Annotated in this window: 17 protein-coding genes and 2 pseudogenes; 10 read left to right on the top strand and 9 right to left on the bottom strand. The window is 63.9% G+C overall.

Features of this window, described 5'->3' with window-relative positions; genetic code table 11:
* Positions 1–438 (top strand): DUF2252 family protein (locus AC1DEM_RS06310; protein ID WP_476883653.1); only part of this gene is annotated, 438 nt, incomplete at its 5' end.
* Positions 439–531: 93 nt separating this feature from the next.
* On the opposite strand, the pseudogene AC1DEM_RS06305 reads toward AC1DEM_RS06310, so the two are convergent.
* Positions 532–746: pseudogene (locus AC1DEM_RS06305) on the bottom strand (ATP-binding protein); the annotation flags it as partial.
* A gap of 4 nt (positions 747–750) precedes the next feature.
* Between AC1DEM_RS06305 and AC1DEM_RS06300 the strand changes: the two are divergent.
* The 5 genes and pseudogenes from AC1DEM_RS06300 to AC1DEM_RS06280 all read left to right on the top strand — a co-directional run.
* A pseudogene (locus tag AC1DEM_RS06300) lies at positions 751–1,127 on the top strand (ferritin); the annotation flags it as partial.
* A 128-nt stretch (positions 1,128–1,255) separates the two neighbouring features.
* Positions 1,256–2,191, top strand: coding sequence for a polyphosphate kinase 2 (ppk2, locus tag AC1DEM_RS06295; protein ID WP_476883652.1), 936 nt, complete (start codon positions 1,256–1,258; stop codon positions 2,189–2,191).
* 176 nt (positions 2,192–2,367) lie between these two features.
* Entirely contained in the window at positions 2,368–3,003 is a 636-nt protein-coding gene (locus AC1DEM_RS06290; protein WP_476883651.1) for a LysE family translocator, read from the top strand.
* A gap of 106 nt (positions 3,004–3,109) precedes the next feature.
* Positions 3,110–3,721, top strand: a complete 612-nt coding sequence (locus tag AC1DEM_RS06285; RefSeq protein ID WP_476883650.1) for a VOC family protein — start codon at positions 3,110–3,112, stop codon at positions 3,719–3,721.
* Positions 3,722–3,830: 109 nt separating this feature from the next.
* Positions 3,831–4,295, top strand: a complete 465-nt coding sequence (locus AC1DEM_RS06280; RefSeq protein ID WP_476883649.1) for an SRPBCC family protein — start codon at positions 3,831–3,833, stop codon at positions 4,293–4,295.
* Between the two features lie 183 nt (positions 4,296–4,478).
* Here the strand turns inward: AC1DEM_RS06280 and AC1DEM_RS06275 are convergent, their stop codons facing one another.
* Both AC1DEM_RS06275 and AC1DEM_RS06270 read right to left on the bottom strand, forming a co-directional pair.
* Positions 4,479–4,937, bottom strand: coding sequence for a hypothetical protein (locus AC1DEM_RS06275; RefSeq protein WP_476883648.1), 459 nt, complete (start codon positions 4,935–4,937; stop codon positions 4,479–4,481).
* A 141-nt stretch (positions 4,938–5,078) separates the two neighbouring features.
* Positions 5,079–5,231, bottom strand: a complete 153-nt coding sequence (locus AC1DEM_RS06270) for an LPXTG cell wall anchor domain-containing protein (protein ID WP_476883647.1) — start codon at positions 5,229–5,231, stop codon at positions 5,079–5,081.
* A 308-nt stretch (positions 5,232–5,539) separates the two neighbouring features.
* Here AC1DEM_RS06270 and AC1DEM_RS06265 point away from each other — a divergent pair, with 308 nt between their 5' ends.
* Together AC1DEM_RS06265 and AC1DEM_RS06260 are read left to right on the top strand one after the other, a co-directional pair.
* Positions 5,540–6,208, top strand: coding sequence for an alpha/beta fold hydrolase (locus tag AC1DEM_RS06265; protein WP_476883646.1), 669 nt, complete (start codon positions 5,540–5,542; stop codon positions 6,206–6,208).
* Positions 6,209–6,286: 78 nt separating this feature from the next.
* Positions 6,287–7,234: an alpha/beta fold hydrolase gene (locus AC1DEM_RS06260; RefSeq protein WP_476883645.1), complete on the top strand. Its 948-nt coding sequence runs from the start codon at positions 6,287–6,289 to the stop codon at positions 7,232–7,234.
* Between the two features lie 110 nt (positions 7,235–7,344).
* Here AC1DEM_RS06260 and AC1DEM_RS06255 read toward each other — a convergent pair whose 3' ends face one another.
* Positions 7,345–8,718: an MFS transporter gene (locus AC1DEM_RS06255; protein ID WP_476883661.1), complete on the bottom strand. Its 1,374-nt coding sequence runs from the start codon at positions 8,716–8,718 to the stop codon at positions 7,345–7,347.
* 292 nt (positions 8,719–9,010) lie between these two features.
* Between AC1DEM_RS06255 and AC1DEM_RS06250 the strand changes: the two genes are divergently transcribed.
* Positions 9,011–9,880, top strand: a complete 870-nt coding sequence (locus tag AC1DEM_RS06250; protein ID WP_476883644.1) for a class II glutamine amidotransferase — start codon at positions 9,011–9,013, stop codon at positions 9,878–9,880.
* Positions 9,881–9,922: 42 nt separating this feature from the next.
* Here the strand turns inward: AC1DEM_RS06250 and AC1DEM_RS06245 are convergent, their stop codons facing one another.
* Together AC1DEM_RS06245 and AC1DEM_RS06240 are read right to left on the bottom strand one after the other, a co-directional pair.
* Positions 9,923–10,366 (bottom strand): DUF1003 domain-containing protein, encoded by a 444-nt coding sequence (locus tag AC1DEM_RS06245; RefSeq protein WP_476883643.1) that lies wholly within the window; start codon positions 10,364–10,366, stop codon positions 9,923–9,925.
* 82 nt (positions 10,367–10,448) lie between these two features.
* On the bottom strand, positions 10,449–10,898 hold the full coding sequence (locus tag AC1DEM_RS06240; protein WP_476883642.1) for a bleomycin resistance protein: 450 nt from the start codon (positions 10,896–10,898) through the stop codon (positions 10,449–10,451).
* Positions 10,899–11,101: 203 nt separating this feature from the next.
* On the opposite strand from AC1DEM_RS06240, the gene AC1DEM_RS06235 reads away from it, so the two are divergent.
* Complete coding sequence (locus AC1DEM_RS06235) at positions 11,102–11,830, top strand: class I SAM-dependent methyltransferase (protein WP_476883641.1); 729 nt, start codon at positions 11,102–11,104, stop codon at positions 11,828–11,830.
* An 18-nt stretch (positions 11,831–11,848) separates the two neighbouring features.
* Here AC1DEM_RS06235 and gad read toward each other — a convergent pair whose 3' ends face one another.
* Genes gad through AC1DEM_RS06220 form a run of 3 tightly spaced genes read right to left on the bottom strand, consistent with a single transcriptional unit; the run spans position 11,849 to position 15,348 of the window.
* Positions 11,849–13,228: a glutamate decarboxylase gene (gene gad, locus AC1DEM_RS06230; RefSeq protein WP_476883640.1), complete on the bottom strand. Its 1,380-nt coding sequence runs from the start codon at positions 13,226–13,228 to the stop codon at positions 11,849–11,851.
* 31 nt (positions 13,229–13,259) lie between these two features.
* Positions 13,260–13,961, bottom strand: coding sequence for a hypothetical protein (locus AC1DEM_RS06225; RefSeq protein ID WP_476883639.1), 702 nt, complete (start codon positions 13,959–13,961; stop codon positions 13,260–13,262).
* Positions 13,954–15,348, bottom strand: a complete 1,395-nt coding sequence (locus tag AC1DEM_RS06220; RefSeq protein ID WP_476883638.1) for a chloride channel protein — start codon at positions 15,346–15,348, stop codon at positions 13,954–13,956. The genes AC1DEM_RS06225 and AC1DEM_RS06220 overlap by 8 nt, the downstream gene beginning before the upstream one ends.
* Between the last annotated feature and the right edge of the window lie 353 nt (positions 15,349–15,701).

Here is a 15,701-nt window from a genome sequence, read left to right as displayed (position 1 = left end):
GTCAAGGAGGCCACGAAATCGGTGCTTGAGGACCACTTGCCGAAGAGCAAGTTCAAGCAGCCGGGCGAGCGCGTGGTGCAGGGGCAGCGGATGATGCAGGCCGCAAGCGACATCTTCTTGGGCTGGACCAAAGGCGTGCAGGACAACCGATACCTCTACTGGCGGCAACTGCGTGACATGAAGGGCTCAGCCATTGTGGAAGCGATGCAACCACCCGCCATGAACTTCTATGCCGGTACCTGCGGCTGGACGCTGGCGCGGGCGCACGCCCGGTCGGGTGACCCGGTTGCGATCGCGTCCTATCTCGGCAAGAGCGACAAGTTCGAGCGCTCAATCACCGACTTTTCCGGGCGTTACGCGGACCAGAACGAAAAGGACTATCAGGCCTTCGCCGACGCGGTCCGCTCCGGCCGCCTGGAAGCAACAGAGGGCCTCTGATTCCGGATGACGCCGGGTAGATAGTTACTCGGCTCCGCTGTTGCGAAACCCCTGCGTTGCCATCGCCCACAGGAGGAACGGAGGACCGCCCGGCTAGCCTGCAGTCCGTTGGGCGATGGTGCGGGCGAGGCGGTAGGAGTCGGTGCCGGTTTCGATGATGCCACCGTCGAAGCTCAGCCGGTCCACGATAGCCGCACAAAGGCGTTGGGTCGGTGAAGGTTTTGGTCCAGCCGGAGAATGATTCATTGCTTGCGATGGATGGAGTTCTTCTCGTCGCGTTCGGTGAGGACCTGAAAGACGAAAATCGCCACCGGCATTGATCCGGTCCGCAACGACTTCGCGAACGTCGAGGAACCCCTCGCCTTGGCCCTCGCCCAGGAACAGGAGGTTACCGAGAACATCAAGGCAATCTTCGCCGCGGCCAGGGCTGAGGACGACGCCCTGGGCGAGCAATTCATGCTGTGGTTCCTCAAGGAACAGGTCGAAGAGGTCTCCTCGATGACCACCCTGCTGAACATTGCCCGGCGGGCGGACAACCTCTTCGACATCGAAGACTTCCTGGCCGTGAACGCGTAGGCGACCAAGGAGGTGTCGGCGGGCACCGCGGATCCAGCGGGCCTCACACCGGCCAGGCGACCGGAGGGGGCCACGACTCCGGAACGCCGGAAGCCGCCGGCGGATCACTGTGAAGCCCATACCTATCGTGAGCTCCACCTGTCGGCTTAGGCTGGTCGCATTCTATGAACTCAGTTGAGCATCGAACGCTGTCATCCTAGATGGCAGGCGATGGTTCGGCGGGGCCGGAGGGAGGCTGGGGATGGCACAGGCGGACAGAACGTGGACACCTGAGGATCAGGGCTGGCTGCGGGAAAACCTCAGGGAGGCCATCGACCATCTGGTGGAGATGGGGTACACGGTGCGCGGGGGGCAAGGCGAGGATCCGGAACTGATCCACCCAGGCGGTTCGGCCGTTCAGACGTGGCGGGAAGACTACCCTTACGACGAGCGGATGTCCCGTGATGAGTACGAGATGGAGAAATACCGGCTGCAGGTTGAACTGCTGAAGTTCCAGTATTGGGGCCAGGACCATGACCTCAGGCACGTGATCGTTTTCGAGGGCCGGGATGCGGCCGGCAAGGGCGGTACGATTAAGCGCTTCACCGAGCACCTGAATCCACGCTCGGCCCGGGCCGTGGCGTTGAGCAAGCCTTCCGACCGTGAACTGGGCCAGTGGTATTTCCAGCGCTACATCCAGCATCTGCCCACGGCCGGGGAGATCGTGATGTTCGACCGCTCCTGGTACAACCGGGCCAACGTGGAGCGGGTCATGGGCTTCTGCACAGAGCAGGAGTTCGACACGTTTATGATTCAGGCGCCGCTCTTCGAGAGGATGCTTGTGGACTCCGGGATCCACCTGACCAAGTTCTGGTTTTCAGTGACCCGCCACGAGCAGCGCACCCGCTTTGCGATACGGCAGATTGACCCGGTGCGGCGCTGGAAGCTCTCGCCCATAGATCTGGCCTCCCTAGATCGGTGGGAGGAATACACGTCAGCCAAGGAGGAGACGTTCCTGCGAACCGACACGGACCATGCGCCGTGGATCACCATCAAGTTCAACGACAAAAAGCGCGGACGGATCAACGCGATGCGCTACTTCCTCAACCAGTTCGACTACGAGGACAAGGACACATCGGTGGTCCACGGCCCCGACCGGCTGATCGTGCGTCGCGGCCGCGACGCCGCCGGCGACTAGCGGATCGGTCATCCACAAAGGCAAGGGGTTCCCTGGCAGTGCACCCCACGGTGCGAATGCATCCCGGGGTCGATGGGCCCGACGACGGCTCGCGCCGCAGAGTCGATTGACAGCGCAATGCCCCGAAGTCTGGCCACAATTGCCACCGGACAGCCAGCACCCGGACAATGGTGCGCATGACCGCCGTAACCCTGCTGGCTTTTGCCGGACTGTGCCTGCTGCTCTCCGTCACCCCGGGCCCGGATACGTTCCTGGTGCTGCGGATCTCGCTGCAGAACGCCGGGGCCGGCCTTGCCGCGGCATTCGGCTCGGCACTGGCATCCCTGGTCTGGGCCGTACTGGTGGGCGTAGGTCTCGCCGCCGTGCTGGAGGACTCCGCCGAAGTGTTCCGCTGGCTGAAGATCGCAGGCGGGTTGTACCTGCTGTACTTGGGAATCTCGTCGCTGATCCGGGCCCGCCGCACAACACCCTCCGCAACGGCTGGACAAGCTCCGCGCAGGAGCCACACCCGAAGGGCAGGGTTCGGTGCCGGTGCGCTCTCCACACTGCTCAACCCCAAGGTCGGCCTGTTCTACCTCGCCGTCGTGCCGCAATTCATTCCTCACGGCGGCAACACGCTGGACACCGCCATGGTGCTGGGTGCCATAGAAAGCGCCATCGGCTTCCTCTACCTGGCCGCCGTATCCATTGCGGCAGCGAAGGCGATGGCCTGGCTGCAGCGCCCCCGAGTGAGCCGCTGGCTTGAACGCGGCAGCAGCGGCATCATCGCTGCACTCGGCCTGGGTGTGCTTGCATCCAGCACCAGTTCTTAGCCCGGCACGGCCCGCAACGGATCGGTCAGGATCTGAGAAGCGATCCGGGAGGCCACAGCATAAAGTCATCAACACACGACCTGACCACCTCACCGAAGGACCTGCCATGACCTCCATCGAATCAGTCATCCTGGAAGTACCGGACCCCACGGCCGCCACCGCCTTCTACACCGCCGCCTTCGGCTTGGGCACGCAGGTGCGGGTGCGAGCCTCGGATGCCCCGACGGCCGGGTTCCGCGGGTTCACGATGTCGCTCATAGTGTCTCAGCCGTCCACCGTCAGCAGCCTGATCGACAGCGCTCTGGCTGCTGGCGCCACGACGCTGAAGCCGGTCCAAAAATCACTGTGGGGCTACGGCGGCGTCGTGCAGGCTCCCGATGGCGCGATCTGGAAGGTGGCGACGTCGGCTCGTAAGGACACCGGTCCGGCCACCAGGCAGATCGACCAGATCGTGCTGTTGGTGGCGGCCGCCGACGTCGCTGCGAGCAAACGGTTCTATCTAGACCACGGCCTCACGGTAGGCAAGAGCTTCGGTAAGTACGTCGAGTTCGCCATGCCGTCGAGTCCCATCAAGCTGGGGCTTTACGGGCGCCGCGCCCTCGCCAAGGACGCCGGCGTCTCCCCTGACGGCACCGGCTCGCACCGGCTGACGATCGGCAGCGACGCCGGCCCGTTCGCCGATCCGGACGGGTTCGTGTGGGAGGCCGCATTGGCGTGAGCCGGTCCCACCGCTCCGCAGATGACGTTCCAGACGGCCTGCGCTTCCGACACTGGTCCTGGGACGGTCCCGTCGGAGGGACGGGTTCAGAGGATGTCATACTCTGACCATGGCCGTCTACTTCGAATGCACAACGCGGACAGGCATGCCAAAGGCGCAGTTGTTTGATCTTGCACGCAGCATCGACGCCCACAAGGACTCGATGGCGCGATCACGGGAGGATGCGGTCGCCGGTGTCAGATCCGGCCTGATCTCGTTGGGAGAGCAGGTCACTTGGCGCGCCTGGCACTTCGGGGTCCCGATCCGAATGACGAGCCGGATCACCCAGATGGAGGCGCCAGAATATTTCGTGGACGAGCAGGTCAAGGGCCCGTTCCGGCGGTTCCGGCACGTTCACGAGTTCAGCGAAGATTCCAATGGAACCACGATGGTTGACCGGATCGAGTTCGCGGCTCCGTTCGGCCCTGTCGGACGAGTGGTCGAGAGGCTGTTCCTGGCCCGCTACCTCCAGAGGCTCATTGAAACCCGCAATCGGCACCTGGCCGCTGACCCTAGGGCTGATGCACCCTCATGAGGGGAGATTGTCTTTTGTGTCCCTCCGCTGGGCTTTCAGCAGCCGCAGCCCGCTGGCCAACACGCCAACGTGGCTGAACGCCTGCGGGAACTTTCCTAGGAATTCCCCGGTCTGGATTCTCTCTCCCTTCCGCCGAGGAAGCCACCCCGAGTTGGCTCATTCCCTCCGGATATTCCGAAACCGCTAGCTGCCGTTGCCGGTGACCTGCCGCTGGCCGATGGAGCCAATCTGAACGTAGCCCACCAAGGTGACCTGCTTCGCAGTGCAGGGTTCGCTGGCGCGTCGCCCGGTCACCGAAATCTTGATCTCAGACGCGGACTCTGTGAGCCGCACTTTTTCCGGCGTCGTGCAATCAACCGAGGACGCAGAGAGGTACACGCGGTTCTCCGTCAGGTCCACACGGATCAGATGCCAAGGCACCGTCTCGGTCGGTTGGGGTGTCTGGTCTAGGGGAAGCTCCGCGAAGTTAGGAGTGATCGTCGTTATCCCCGGCCGTGGCGAAAGCTGTGTGGCCGGTGGCGCCGCAGGTGGCTGCGGCGGTCCGGTTTGTTCTCCACAGGCCGCAAGTGGCGCAAACGACAAGACCGTTAGGACGAGGCAGCCAGCGAATCGTTTGCCCAGGCTGGTCCGGTTGTGTTCCATGTCTGCAGACTAGTTCGACGTAATCCGAGTGAAAACTGCGGCGCCAATCCGGCGATGAATAGGCCGGCGACACTCCCGGCACAAAAGCGGCGGCCGGTCCCAGGTGGGACCGGCCGCCGCCGAAGAGAGATCAGTCGCGCGTCAGGCGTTGGTCTTGCGTTTCATCCAGCCCCAAACAGCAGTGGCTACCAGGAGCACCAGGCCGATGATGGCCAACCAAAGAAGGCCTTTCACAGCGAAGCCAAGGATCGACAGAACAAGCCAAATGATAAGTAGTGTGATTATTAGTCCCATACCGGAAGCTTATGCCACGCCAGGGGCCGACGGCGCCGTCGGGCTTGTGGCGGCGCGTCTGTTCGAGTACCGCTCGGCCTATAAGTATGTGAACGTCGTCTCGCACGGCCGAATTTCTGGGTGTAGGCAGCGCGTAGTGACTGGGCTGTTAAGCCGAGCAAGGAGTTAATTCCCGCCCCTATGGCTGTTAGCGGTGGCGGGAATGAAAATGGGGAGATGAGATCCACGTTGAAACGAGATCGGTCCAACAGCCCCCGCCTGCCGCTCCGGGACGGGGGCCCCGGCGTCGGCGCTGAGATGGCGCCACAGTGAGTAATTTCATTTTGATCCCGGGAGCGGGCGGCGCAGCCTGGTACTGGAGCCGTGTCCTGCCTTTGCTTCAGGGAGCTGGCCACGAAGCTGTGGCGGTCGATCTGCCCGGCGACGATGAAAGCGCCGGACTGCCCGAGTACGCGCATCTGGTTCTCGAAGCCATCGGCGGGCGCGACGACGTGGTGCTCGTTGCGCAGTCGCTGGGCGGCTTCACCGCGCCGCTCGTTTGCCAGCGGGCCTCCGTCCGTGAGCTTGTACTGGTGAACGCGATGATCCCGCTGCCGGGCGAGACCCCGGGCGCGTGGTGGGACAACACCGGCTGGGCTGCCGCGCAGCAAGGCGCGGCGAAGGCCCACGGGTACAGTTCCGAGTTCGACACAGACACGTACTTCCTGCACGACATTTCGCCGGACATAGCGGCCGAAGGGGAACCGCACCAACGCCCGGAAGCGAACGCGGTTTTCGAGTCGGTGTGCAACTTCACGGACTGGCCCAGGATCTCGACCCGTGTGCTCAGTGGCGAGGCAGATCGGTTCTTTCCTCTGGATTTCCAACGACGGGTCGCCCGCGAACGCCTCGGTGTGGAGCCCGACGTCGTGCCCGGTGGCCACCTCGTCGCCCTGGCTAACCCCGACGGGGTGGCTAATTACCTGCTGCGCCGTTGAACACAGGAAGCGGTTGAACACGCGAAATGGCGTCCTCCACGGGCAACTCTTTTGGGTACCTCCAATATTGTGGAGCGAATGAAGGGCGAGCAAGCGGAGACAACAAGCGGCTGGGTGAGCGTGCCCCATGCCAGGATCTACTGGGAATCGACCGGCGAACCCTCCGGCATTCCGGTCCTATACCTTCATGGCGGCCCCGGCGGTTCCCTTGGTAAGGGCGGATACCGCAAACGACACGACCACACGCGCTTTAGGATCATCGGGCTGGATCAACGAGGGTGCGGCAGGAGCACTCCGGCGGTACACGAGGACCTCGACCACCTGTCCGAGAACACCACGCAAGCCTTGATCGAGGACATTGAGGCGGTGCGCGAGCACCTGGGTATCAACAGGTGGATCGTCACCGGTGTTTCCTGGGGCAGCACGCTCGCCCTCGCATATGCCCTCAAATACCCTGCCCGGGTCCTCGGCATCGCTCTCGTCGCGGTGACAACAACGAGCCGCGACGAGGTCCAATGGATCACTGAAGACGTCGGACGAATCTTCCCCGAAGCGTGGAACGAGTTTTTCGAGGCAGCCAACGCAAACCCGGGCGAGCGAGTGGTCGAGGCTTACGCTCGGCGGCTGGAAGGGGAAGACCGCGACGACGCCAGACGGGCCGCCCAATCCTGGGACCGCTGGGAATCCACGCATATATCCCTGGACCCCAATTGGGTGCCCGGAGCGCTGTTCGAAGATGAGCGAGAGCGCATGACGTTCGCCCTTCTGGTTGCGCACTACTGGGCCAACGACGGGTTCCTGACCAACGGGCAGGAGATCATCCCCCGGATTCACGAGCTCAACGGCATCCCCGGCTGCCTTATCCACGGCCGGCGAGACATCAGTGGCCCGGCAGTCACCGCGTGGCAGCTGCAGCGGCGATGGCCATCAAGTCACCTTGTGGTCATCGAGGACGAGGGGCACGGCGGTCCCTTATCCATGGCGGCACTGTCACAAGCAGTCGACGATATCGCTGGCACGATCTGAAGCGCTTCTCACTTCGCAGAATGTCCCAGAAAGAGTGTCACCGCCACGGAACGACGCCGAGCTTGATAGCGTCTCGGTCCGGCGTTTCGGCAGGGGCGTCGAACTTGTGGCTACCTTCGGGCGCCGGCGGCGTAGGCCTGTTTGACCGGCTTGGTGGCGGGCATCGCGACGACGGCGAGGACCGTTAGTACGGCGCAGATCATGACGGCCAGGAACACGGCGGAGGAGGCCGACACAATGGTTTGGGGATCTGTTCCGCCGTGCGGGGAGCTGGCGTAGACGGCGTTCGCTATAGCCCCGAAGACGGCGACGCCGATGGAGCTGCCGATCGATCGGGCGAATAAGTTGGTGCCGGTGACCACGCCGCGCTCGTTCCATTCGACGCTCGTCTGGGCGGCGATGAGGGTCGGGGTCGCGACTAGCCCGAGTCCGAGTCCGACTATGAAGCAACTGCCGGCGACCGCCGCAATGTTGGGCGCCGAGGCGGTGAGGGCAAGGACTGCTGTGCCGATGACGGTAATCGTGACGCCAATCAGCGCAGTGTTCCGGAACCCGATCCGGAGATACAGACGCCCCGATTGGGACGCACTAATCGGCCAGCCGATGGTCAACGCCGCCAGGGCGAGCCCGGCAAGGATCGGGGAAGTCGAGAGGGCACCTTCGAGGAACGTGGGGACATAGGAAGTCAGACCAAGCATGACCGCTCCCACACCGAAGGCGATCATCGCCGTCGTCGCCAACAGCCGCCGGGACACCACCCACGGCGGCAGGACGGGCTCCGCCGCCCTCCGCTCGACGAGGACGAACGCGGCGAACAAGATCCCACCGCCTGCGAAGACAGCACTGCTGATGGCGGAGTTCCAGGCCCAGGCCTGGCCGCCCTCGAGGGCCCCAAGGATGAGCAGGGTGAGCGAGACCGTGAGCAGCCCAGCCCCGAGATAGTCGACGCGGTGCTCCACGCGCTCGATATCCTCGTGGAACGACCGGACCAGCATCCAACCTGCCACCAGGCATAGCGGAATGTTCACGAGGAAAATGCCACGCCAGATGCCGAGTGAGGCAAACACTCCCCCGAGCGTCGGGCCGACCACTGAGGAGACCGCCCACACGCTCGCCAGGTAGCCCTGCACCTTTGCCCGCTCTGCCAGCGTGTAGATATCGCCGGCGATGGTGATGGCCATCGGCTGGACCGCTCCGGCGCCGAGTCCCTGCACCACTCGGAAGGCGATGAGCGCCGGCATGCTCCAGGCGACTCCGCACAGGACCGAGCCGAGCAGGAACAAGCCTATTCCGAGGAGCATGATTGGCTTGCGGCCAATGACGTCCGAGAGCTTCGCGTAGACAGGTACCGACACAGCCTGGGCCAGCAGGTAGGCGGAGAAAAGCCACGGGAACGACGTGAACCCGCCAATGTCATGCACGATCGAAGGCACAGCTGTGGCCACAACCGTGGCATCAATCGCCACCAGACCAGTCGAAAGCATCAGGGCAATGAGGACAGGGCCGCGTTTGGACCGGAAGCCGACTCCCTCGGCAGGCGTAGCTGTCACGTGACCTCATTCCCATCGGCGCCCAAGGCGGGCGTTGCGCGCAGAACCGGTTCCAGCCCCGATTGCATAACGGCACCATCCACCGAAATAGTCCCGGACCTTCGTCGCCGTTGGGGGATGATTCGGAAGTGGGTTGGCGGCAAAGGCCACCCCGAGTAGCCTGAACCACGGGCAGGTCGTGCTGCCGCCGCTTGCCGGGCGATTTCTAAGGAGCTAGCCACTTGCCATGTGCCGACTCTTCGGCCTGCACGCCGGGCCCCAACCGGTTAGGGCGACCTTCTGGCTCCTGGACGCCCCGGACAGCCTCGCCGAGCAGAGCCGGCGGGAGCCCGACGGCGCCGGAATAGGCACCTTCGACGCTGACGGTAGAGCCCATGTCGCTAAGCAGCCGCTTGCCGCGTGGGAGGACCACGCGTTCGCGCGCGAGGCCCGGGTTCTGAAGAGCACAACGTTCCTTGCCCACGTGCGGTATGCCAGCACCGGCGCCCATACGCTGGTGAACACGCACCCGTTCGAGCAGGACGGGCGTCTGTTCGCCCACAACGGCGCCTTCGGAGACCTCGGGCGGCTCGATCAGCATCTGGCCGGGCTCGGTGTTACGAACCTTGTGCAGGGACAGACCGACAGCGAACGCCTCTTCGCGCTCATCACTGCCGAGACCCGCCGGACCGGCGGCGACGTCGGAGAAGGCATCGCCCGGGCCGTCAGGTGGATCGCAACGGAGTTACCCGTCTTTAGCCTGAACCTCATCGTGACCACTGCCACGGACCTCTGGTCGCTCAGGTACCCGGGAACCCACGAGTTGCACATTCTTGAACGGGACCCTACCGCTGCACCGGCTCCGGCGGCCCCTCTGGACGCCCGTAGCATCCGAATCCACGCCCGCAGCACGGATCTAGCCCGCTCCCCGCATGTCCTCTTCGCCACCGAACCGATGGATCACAACCCGCGCTGGCGGCCCATGGCTGCGGGCGAACTCGTGCACGTCGGCCCGTTGCTGGCGGTGACGACCACCTTTCCCTTCCCGGACTCCCCTGCACATCCGCTCAGCCTCGCCGATCTTGATGCGCACGCTGCGGCGTCCCAGAAGCCATGACCACGGCCCGGCAAGCCGTCAAGGGAGGCGGTTCTGCGGATCTTAGGCGCCGGGGCCGGCGCCGGCATCAATCCTGACGTTCGCGGCGGCCGCGAAGACCTGCAGCTCCCGAAGGATCTCCAGCTGTTGACTGTTGATTGCCATGAGCAGCTCGATCTCCTCCTTGGATTTCAGGTTGGTGTCATGATCGTGCTGGGCCATCGCTGCGGCAATCGCGTCCTGCCGTTTGGCCGCGATCAGAAGAATCGCCCCCTGCAGCCCCGCCAGCATCGAGAGGAAGAGATTCAACAGAATGTAGGGGTACGGATCCCAAGCATTGTTCGCCAGTGCCAAGCTGTTGATAGCGGCCCACACGACCATGAAACCAATGAAACCGCCGACGAACGGCCAGCTGCCCATCCCGTTCCGCATGAAATCCGCGGCCCGTTGGCCCTTTGTCAAGGATTCCTTGTGCGCTTCGTGCCAGGTTTTTCGCTCATCGATCATGCCCCACCCTAACGCCAGAAGGATGTTGCATATTCTGTGGCAACGTCGACAAGGCCCTACCTCACGGTTGGCGCCAGGCTACTCATACCGGCTCTGGAGCGATAGGTCTTCGTCCCAGGGACGCCTGGAATCGAATCAAATATCCGTCCGGATCTGCGACCAGAAACTGTGTAACGCCGGACTCGTGATCGCCCGTTCTGTACCAGTTGGTCTCCGGCTCAATGAATAGCGGCCAGCCTCCCTCATCCAGGGCATTCACGAGCGGCTCGATCGACGGAACTGAAACCTGAAAGTTGATTCCGCGCCCGAGGGGACGTTCAAGAGACCCGCTGATCCAGTTACGGCCCACTCCTACCTGCTCGAGCATGACGTGCGCGGAGCCGCTGGCGATATAGGCGAATCCCTCATTGATGCGGTGATAGAGCACCGCGAACCCACACAGCCCGCACCAGAAATCCAGGCTCTTATCCAGATCCGTGATCAGAAGCTCCGGCACCAGGCCCGGATCGGGTCCAACGGTTGCTGCAGTCATACCAAGATCTTCCCACTTGTTGGTGAGCCGCTCGGAAACCACCGTTCAGTGCCAATGGCGATCGCTCTTTCACACTCGGTCAGTTCATACCGGGCCAGGGCGAACTAAGGCCGCCGCTAGTCGGCTCCTGTGCTCAGACGCACCACAAACCACTCCGGCGCATACCGTCCCCAGAAGCCGGCTTGTTCTGTAGCGTGGGCACGATGACGGAGAACCACGCTTCCGACCTGTATGACGCAGTCAACAACTGGGGCCCCAGCGACGACTTCTTCCTGAGCTTCGCTACCGCCATCCCCGGCGCACGCGTGCTTGACCTCGGCTGCGGGACCGGCGGCATAACAATCGCCGCTGCGCAAGCCGGATGCACCGTCACGGGCGTTGATCCCGACCATCCCTCCCTCCAGGCAGCCCGCGCGAAGCAGGGCGCGGACGGGGTCAAATGGATCGACGGCAACTCCCGGGCCATTCCGGCCACCGCATTATTCGATGTTGCCCTCATGTCCTCCAACGTCGTTCAGGAGATAATCGACGACGTCGAGCTGGCCCGGTCACTCGCCGACATCGCCGCCCACCTAGCCCCAGGCGGCCGCCTCGCCTTTGATTCACGCGATCCCAACGCCCGTGGCTGGGAGGCCTGGACCAAGGAACGCACCCACAAGATCGTCCGTCTCCCCCAGGGCGACAGCCAGCACTGGTACCAAACCACCCAAGTAGACGAAGAAACCGGTGTGGTGGACTTCTCTGCACACGAGATCGGTCCGGACGGGATCGAACGCGTCGAGTGCGGGCCCATTCGCTTCCGCTCGGAAGACCAGCTCCGCGCCATGCTCATTGAGGCGGGACTCGCCGTCGATGAAGTGTTCGGCGGTTATCACGGCGAACCGGTGGGACACGGCGTCGGCACCCTCACGTTCACCGCTCACCGTCCGTGACTGCCCAAGACCCCCGGATCAATGGCCGGGTCCGATAACGATCTTCTTTCGTTCGGATTCGTGCGCGCCGCCCTTCTTCGCCAGCGTGGAGCACGCCTCTTCGATGTCCCGGGCGAGCGTGTCGACGTGTTCGCGGCTCATCGTTTCCTTGACCAGGGCCCGCATGATCGTCACGTCTTGGGCGTTCGGCGGCAGGGTGTAGGCCGGGACCATCCAGCCGCGCTCGGCCGAGAGCTGCCAGGCAATGTCGAACTCGTCGTACCCGGTGTCGGCGGCGAGCCGGAACGCGACCAGGGGAAGTTGCTCCTCATCAGGGCCGATGATCTCGAACCTGCCCATGGCCTCCAACTTCTCGGCGAGGACGCGGGCGTTAGTCTGCATGTTCTGCATGATGTAGGTATAACCGGCGCGGCCATAGCGCACGAAGTTGTAGTACTGGGCGAGAACCATCGCCGAGCCGGTGGAGAAGTTCAGTGTAAAGGTCGAGTCCGTCTTGCCGAGGTAGTTCTCCTCGAAGACGAGGTCCTTGGCCAGGTCGGCCTTCTCCCGGAAAATCAGCCAGCCGATGCCGGGATAGACCAGTCCGAACTTGTGCCCGGAAACATTGATCGAACGGACCTGCTCGAGCCGGAAGTCCCACTCCGAGTCCGGGTAGAGGAAGGGCCAAACGAACCCTCCGCTGGCCCCGTCCACGTGGATCGGCACATCAAGGCCCCGCTCACGCTTGATGCGTAGCAGCAGGTCGTTGATGCCGACGATGTCGTCCTTGTGCCCCGTGAACGTCGTACCCAGCACAGCCGCGACACCGATGGTGTTCTCATCGACATGGGCCTGCACGTCGTCCGGGCCGATCGTGTACTTCCCCGGCTGCAGTGGCACGATCCGCGGCTCGACGTCGAAGTAGCGGCAGAACTTCTCCCACACGACATGCACGTCGCCGCCGAAAACCAGGTTCGGGCTCGACGTCGACGCGCCGGCAGCCTCGCGACGCTTGCGCCAGTTCCACTTCAGGGACAGACCGCCGAGCATGATTGCCTCGGACGACCCCTGGGTTCGCGCTCCCGTCGTCTCGCCGGGCGAGTGGAAGAGGTCCGCGAGCATCCGAATGCAGCGCTGCTCGATCTCGGCCGTGCGCGGATATTCGGCGTGGTCGATGAAATTGCGGTGCAGGTTCGCGGCGATGATCTGCTGGGCCTGAGGCTCCATCCACGTCGTCACGAAAGTCGCCAGGTTCCGGGCCGGATCACCCTCCAGCGCCAGGTCCTCCGACACCAGCCGCAAAGCGTCCTCAGCAGGAATGCCGGTCTCCGGGAACTCCTGGCTCGGAACCTCCTGGGTGACAAATCGATTGCCGAACAGCGCCACGTCGGCATCCGTCGGTTGGAAGTTTTCTGACATCACTTCTCCTTCAGAGTCTGTTGAAAGGGTGTTACGGATGAGTTCCCCGGCCTGCAGGAAACGAGGCGTCGGTGGATTCTGGACTCAGCATCAGAATCGCGCCGGTGAGGAAACACAGGCCTCCGACGAATGTGCCGAGATTGGACAGCTCGGCGTTCCAGACATCGCCGCTCGACGGTATGACAAAGGCCGCGACAGCCGAGATGCCGAACGCAACAGAGCCGGCCACGTTGACCACGCCGATCTTCCACGTTCGAGTCCTGGGGCGGCCGGCAATGGCGCCGCGACCGGCATCCCGCAACGCCACACCGCTTGAAACGAGGAAGGCGACTGAACCCAGAGCGTCGGGTCGCCACACCTGCTGCTCGGTCAGCGCCGCACTGAGATTGACCCGCATTGCGTTTGCCGTACTCCAGTTGAACCACAGCGTGCCGGCAAGTTGAACCGCGCCAGCAAGCCAGCCGAGATTCCGCGGCGCCCATACCCAAAACGAATGGCGCCGCGTGGCACCCCCGGCCGGGAGCGCGTCAACGGCTTCGCGGTATTGCAGGAACGCCGCACTGGTGAAGAACAGCGAACCGACGAAGAATGTGACTGCACACAAGCGCAATCCCACGGCCTCGGCGTATAACGGCACCGCTCCCAAGGCGAACAGACTCGAGCCAATGATGAACAACCAGGCGATCCACCGGTCCCGCGCCCTCGAACGGCCCGCGCTCGAGATCTCAGTCATTGTCGGCCCTCGAGGGAGCCCGATGCTGGACGCTGCCGGCATCGTCAGGCACCACGGACGCCGTCGGGCCCTGGCCTGAGCCCGGACCCGGGACCGGGAGCACATTGGTGATCACGAAGGCCACCGCGACAGCCACCACCACTTGGGGTGTTACGACCACACCGTCCACTCCCAGCAGCAGCGTGGCCAGCAGCGTCGACGTCAACGGCAGCCGCAGCATAGCTGCGCACATGGCTCCTATGCCCATGCCGAGCGCTGCCGCGAGATTCATTCCGGGCAACCCGCTCACAGCAATACCGAGCGCAGCACCGATGAACATCGACGGGAACACGGGACCACCACGGAATGCGCTCAGCGAGAGCCCGTAGGCCAAGGTCTTGCAAGCGATCAGCAGGACCAGCACAGGAAGCGAGTAGTCCGCCGCGCGTTCGACCAGCTCCGGGAGGGCGTCCTGCCCCGAGAACAACACCTGCGTGAAGCTTTGCCCAGAGATCAACTGGTACGTCATCGCGGTTAGACCGATCAGCAAGCCGAGCGCAGAGGTAACCAACACCCGGTTCAGATGCACCACCGGACGAAGCGACAGTCCGACCCAGCGGATCAACCATCCCAACAGCGCGCCGACCACGCCCATGACCACCGCCCAGCCCAACGTCGCCAACGTCGGCGGCTCAGCAGGCGGCACCACGGGCAGCGCCAGCGAGAAGCTTCCCAACCCGGTCCAGCCGTCCAGGCCGACGAACACCAGCGCCCCGACGCCGGAAGCGAGCAGTCCGGGTAGCGCCACCAGACTCAGCGTCATTCCCCCGATCCCGGCGGCCTCCATGATCAGGAACGCACCGAGCACCGGAGACCCGAGCAGGGTGCTGATCGCGGCGAAGCTGCCTGCCGACGCCATGATGGTCAGGGCCATCGGCGGTGCGTCCTTCTTCACCAGGTGCACCGCCAACGCCCCGAGACCGCCGCCGATCGCGATCAGCGGCGCCTCGGGTCCGAGCACCGCACCCAGGCTGAGGGTGGTCAGCGCCGCGAGAACGATGCCCACGAGCTCCCTACCGCTGGGCGGAGCCCCGCCCGTCTTGAATCCGAGAGCGGGTGAGTGGCCTGCGGTTCCCGGCAGGTAACGGATGGTCAGCGCCGTCAACAGCCCGCACAGGACCAACCACGGAATCGGCCACCAGGCAGGAGCAGGACCCCCGAGGAGTTGATTCGGAAGGCCGTTGAAGATGAACTGCTGGACGGCCGAGACCAAAGCGAGAAAACCATAGGCAATGGCCGAGATGGGAACGCCCAGAACTGCTGCCAGCACGAGCGCAGCGATGTACGCCCTGGAACGAATGACAACGGCCGGATCGAAACTGGGCGCCGCCGCGGCAGGCCCGCTCATTTCTGGCAACCCAGCGAGTCTGTGACCATTCCGCCAGGAAGACGGCCCTCAGCAAACGGAGGCTCCGAGAGAACGGGTTCGGTGCGCCGGTTGTAAGAGTTGAGCATCCCTTCTCCTTCCGCGCGCCGTCCGCTAGGCGGCGGGAGCCTCTAATGAGGTCTCTCAAGCGATAGAGGCTGGTTGATCAGGTGTTCTCCAAGCTAACGCCTCAAGTGGGGGCGGTCTTCACCCGATGCGGGTGAAAGAGCATCAAAAGAACGCCGCAGCCCATCAGACATGGAGTTCTCCTGGGTCGAAAGGGAGTAATAGCCGCATGCTAGCCCGGCGCGCCGGATGCCGCCAGAGTCCATTGG

Source organism: Arthrobacter sp. 05T420, assembly GCF_056396305.1.
This window is presented reverse-complemented; position numbering and strand designations above follow the sequence as displayed.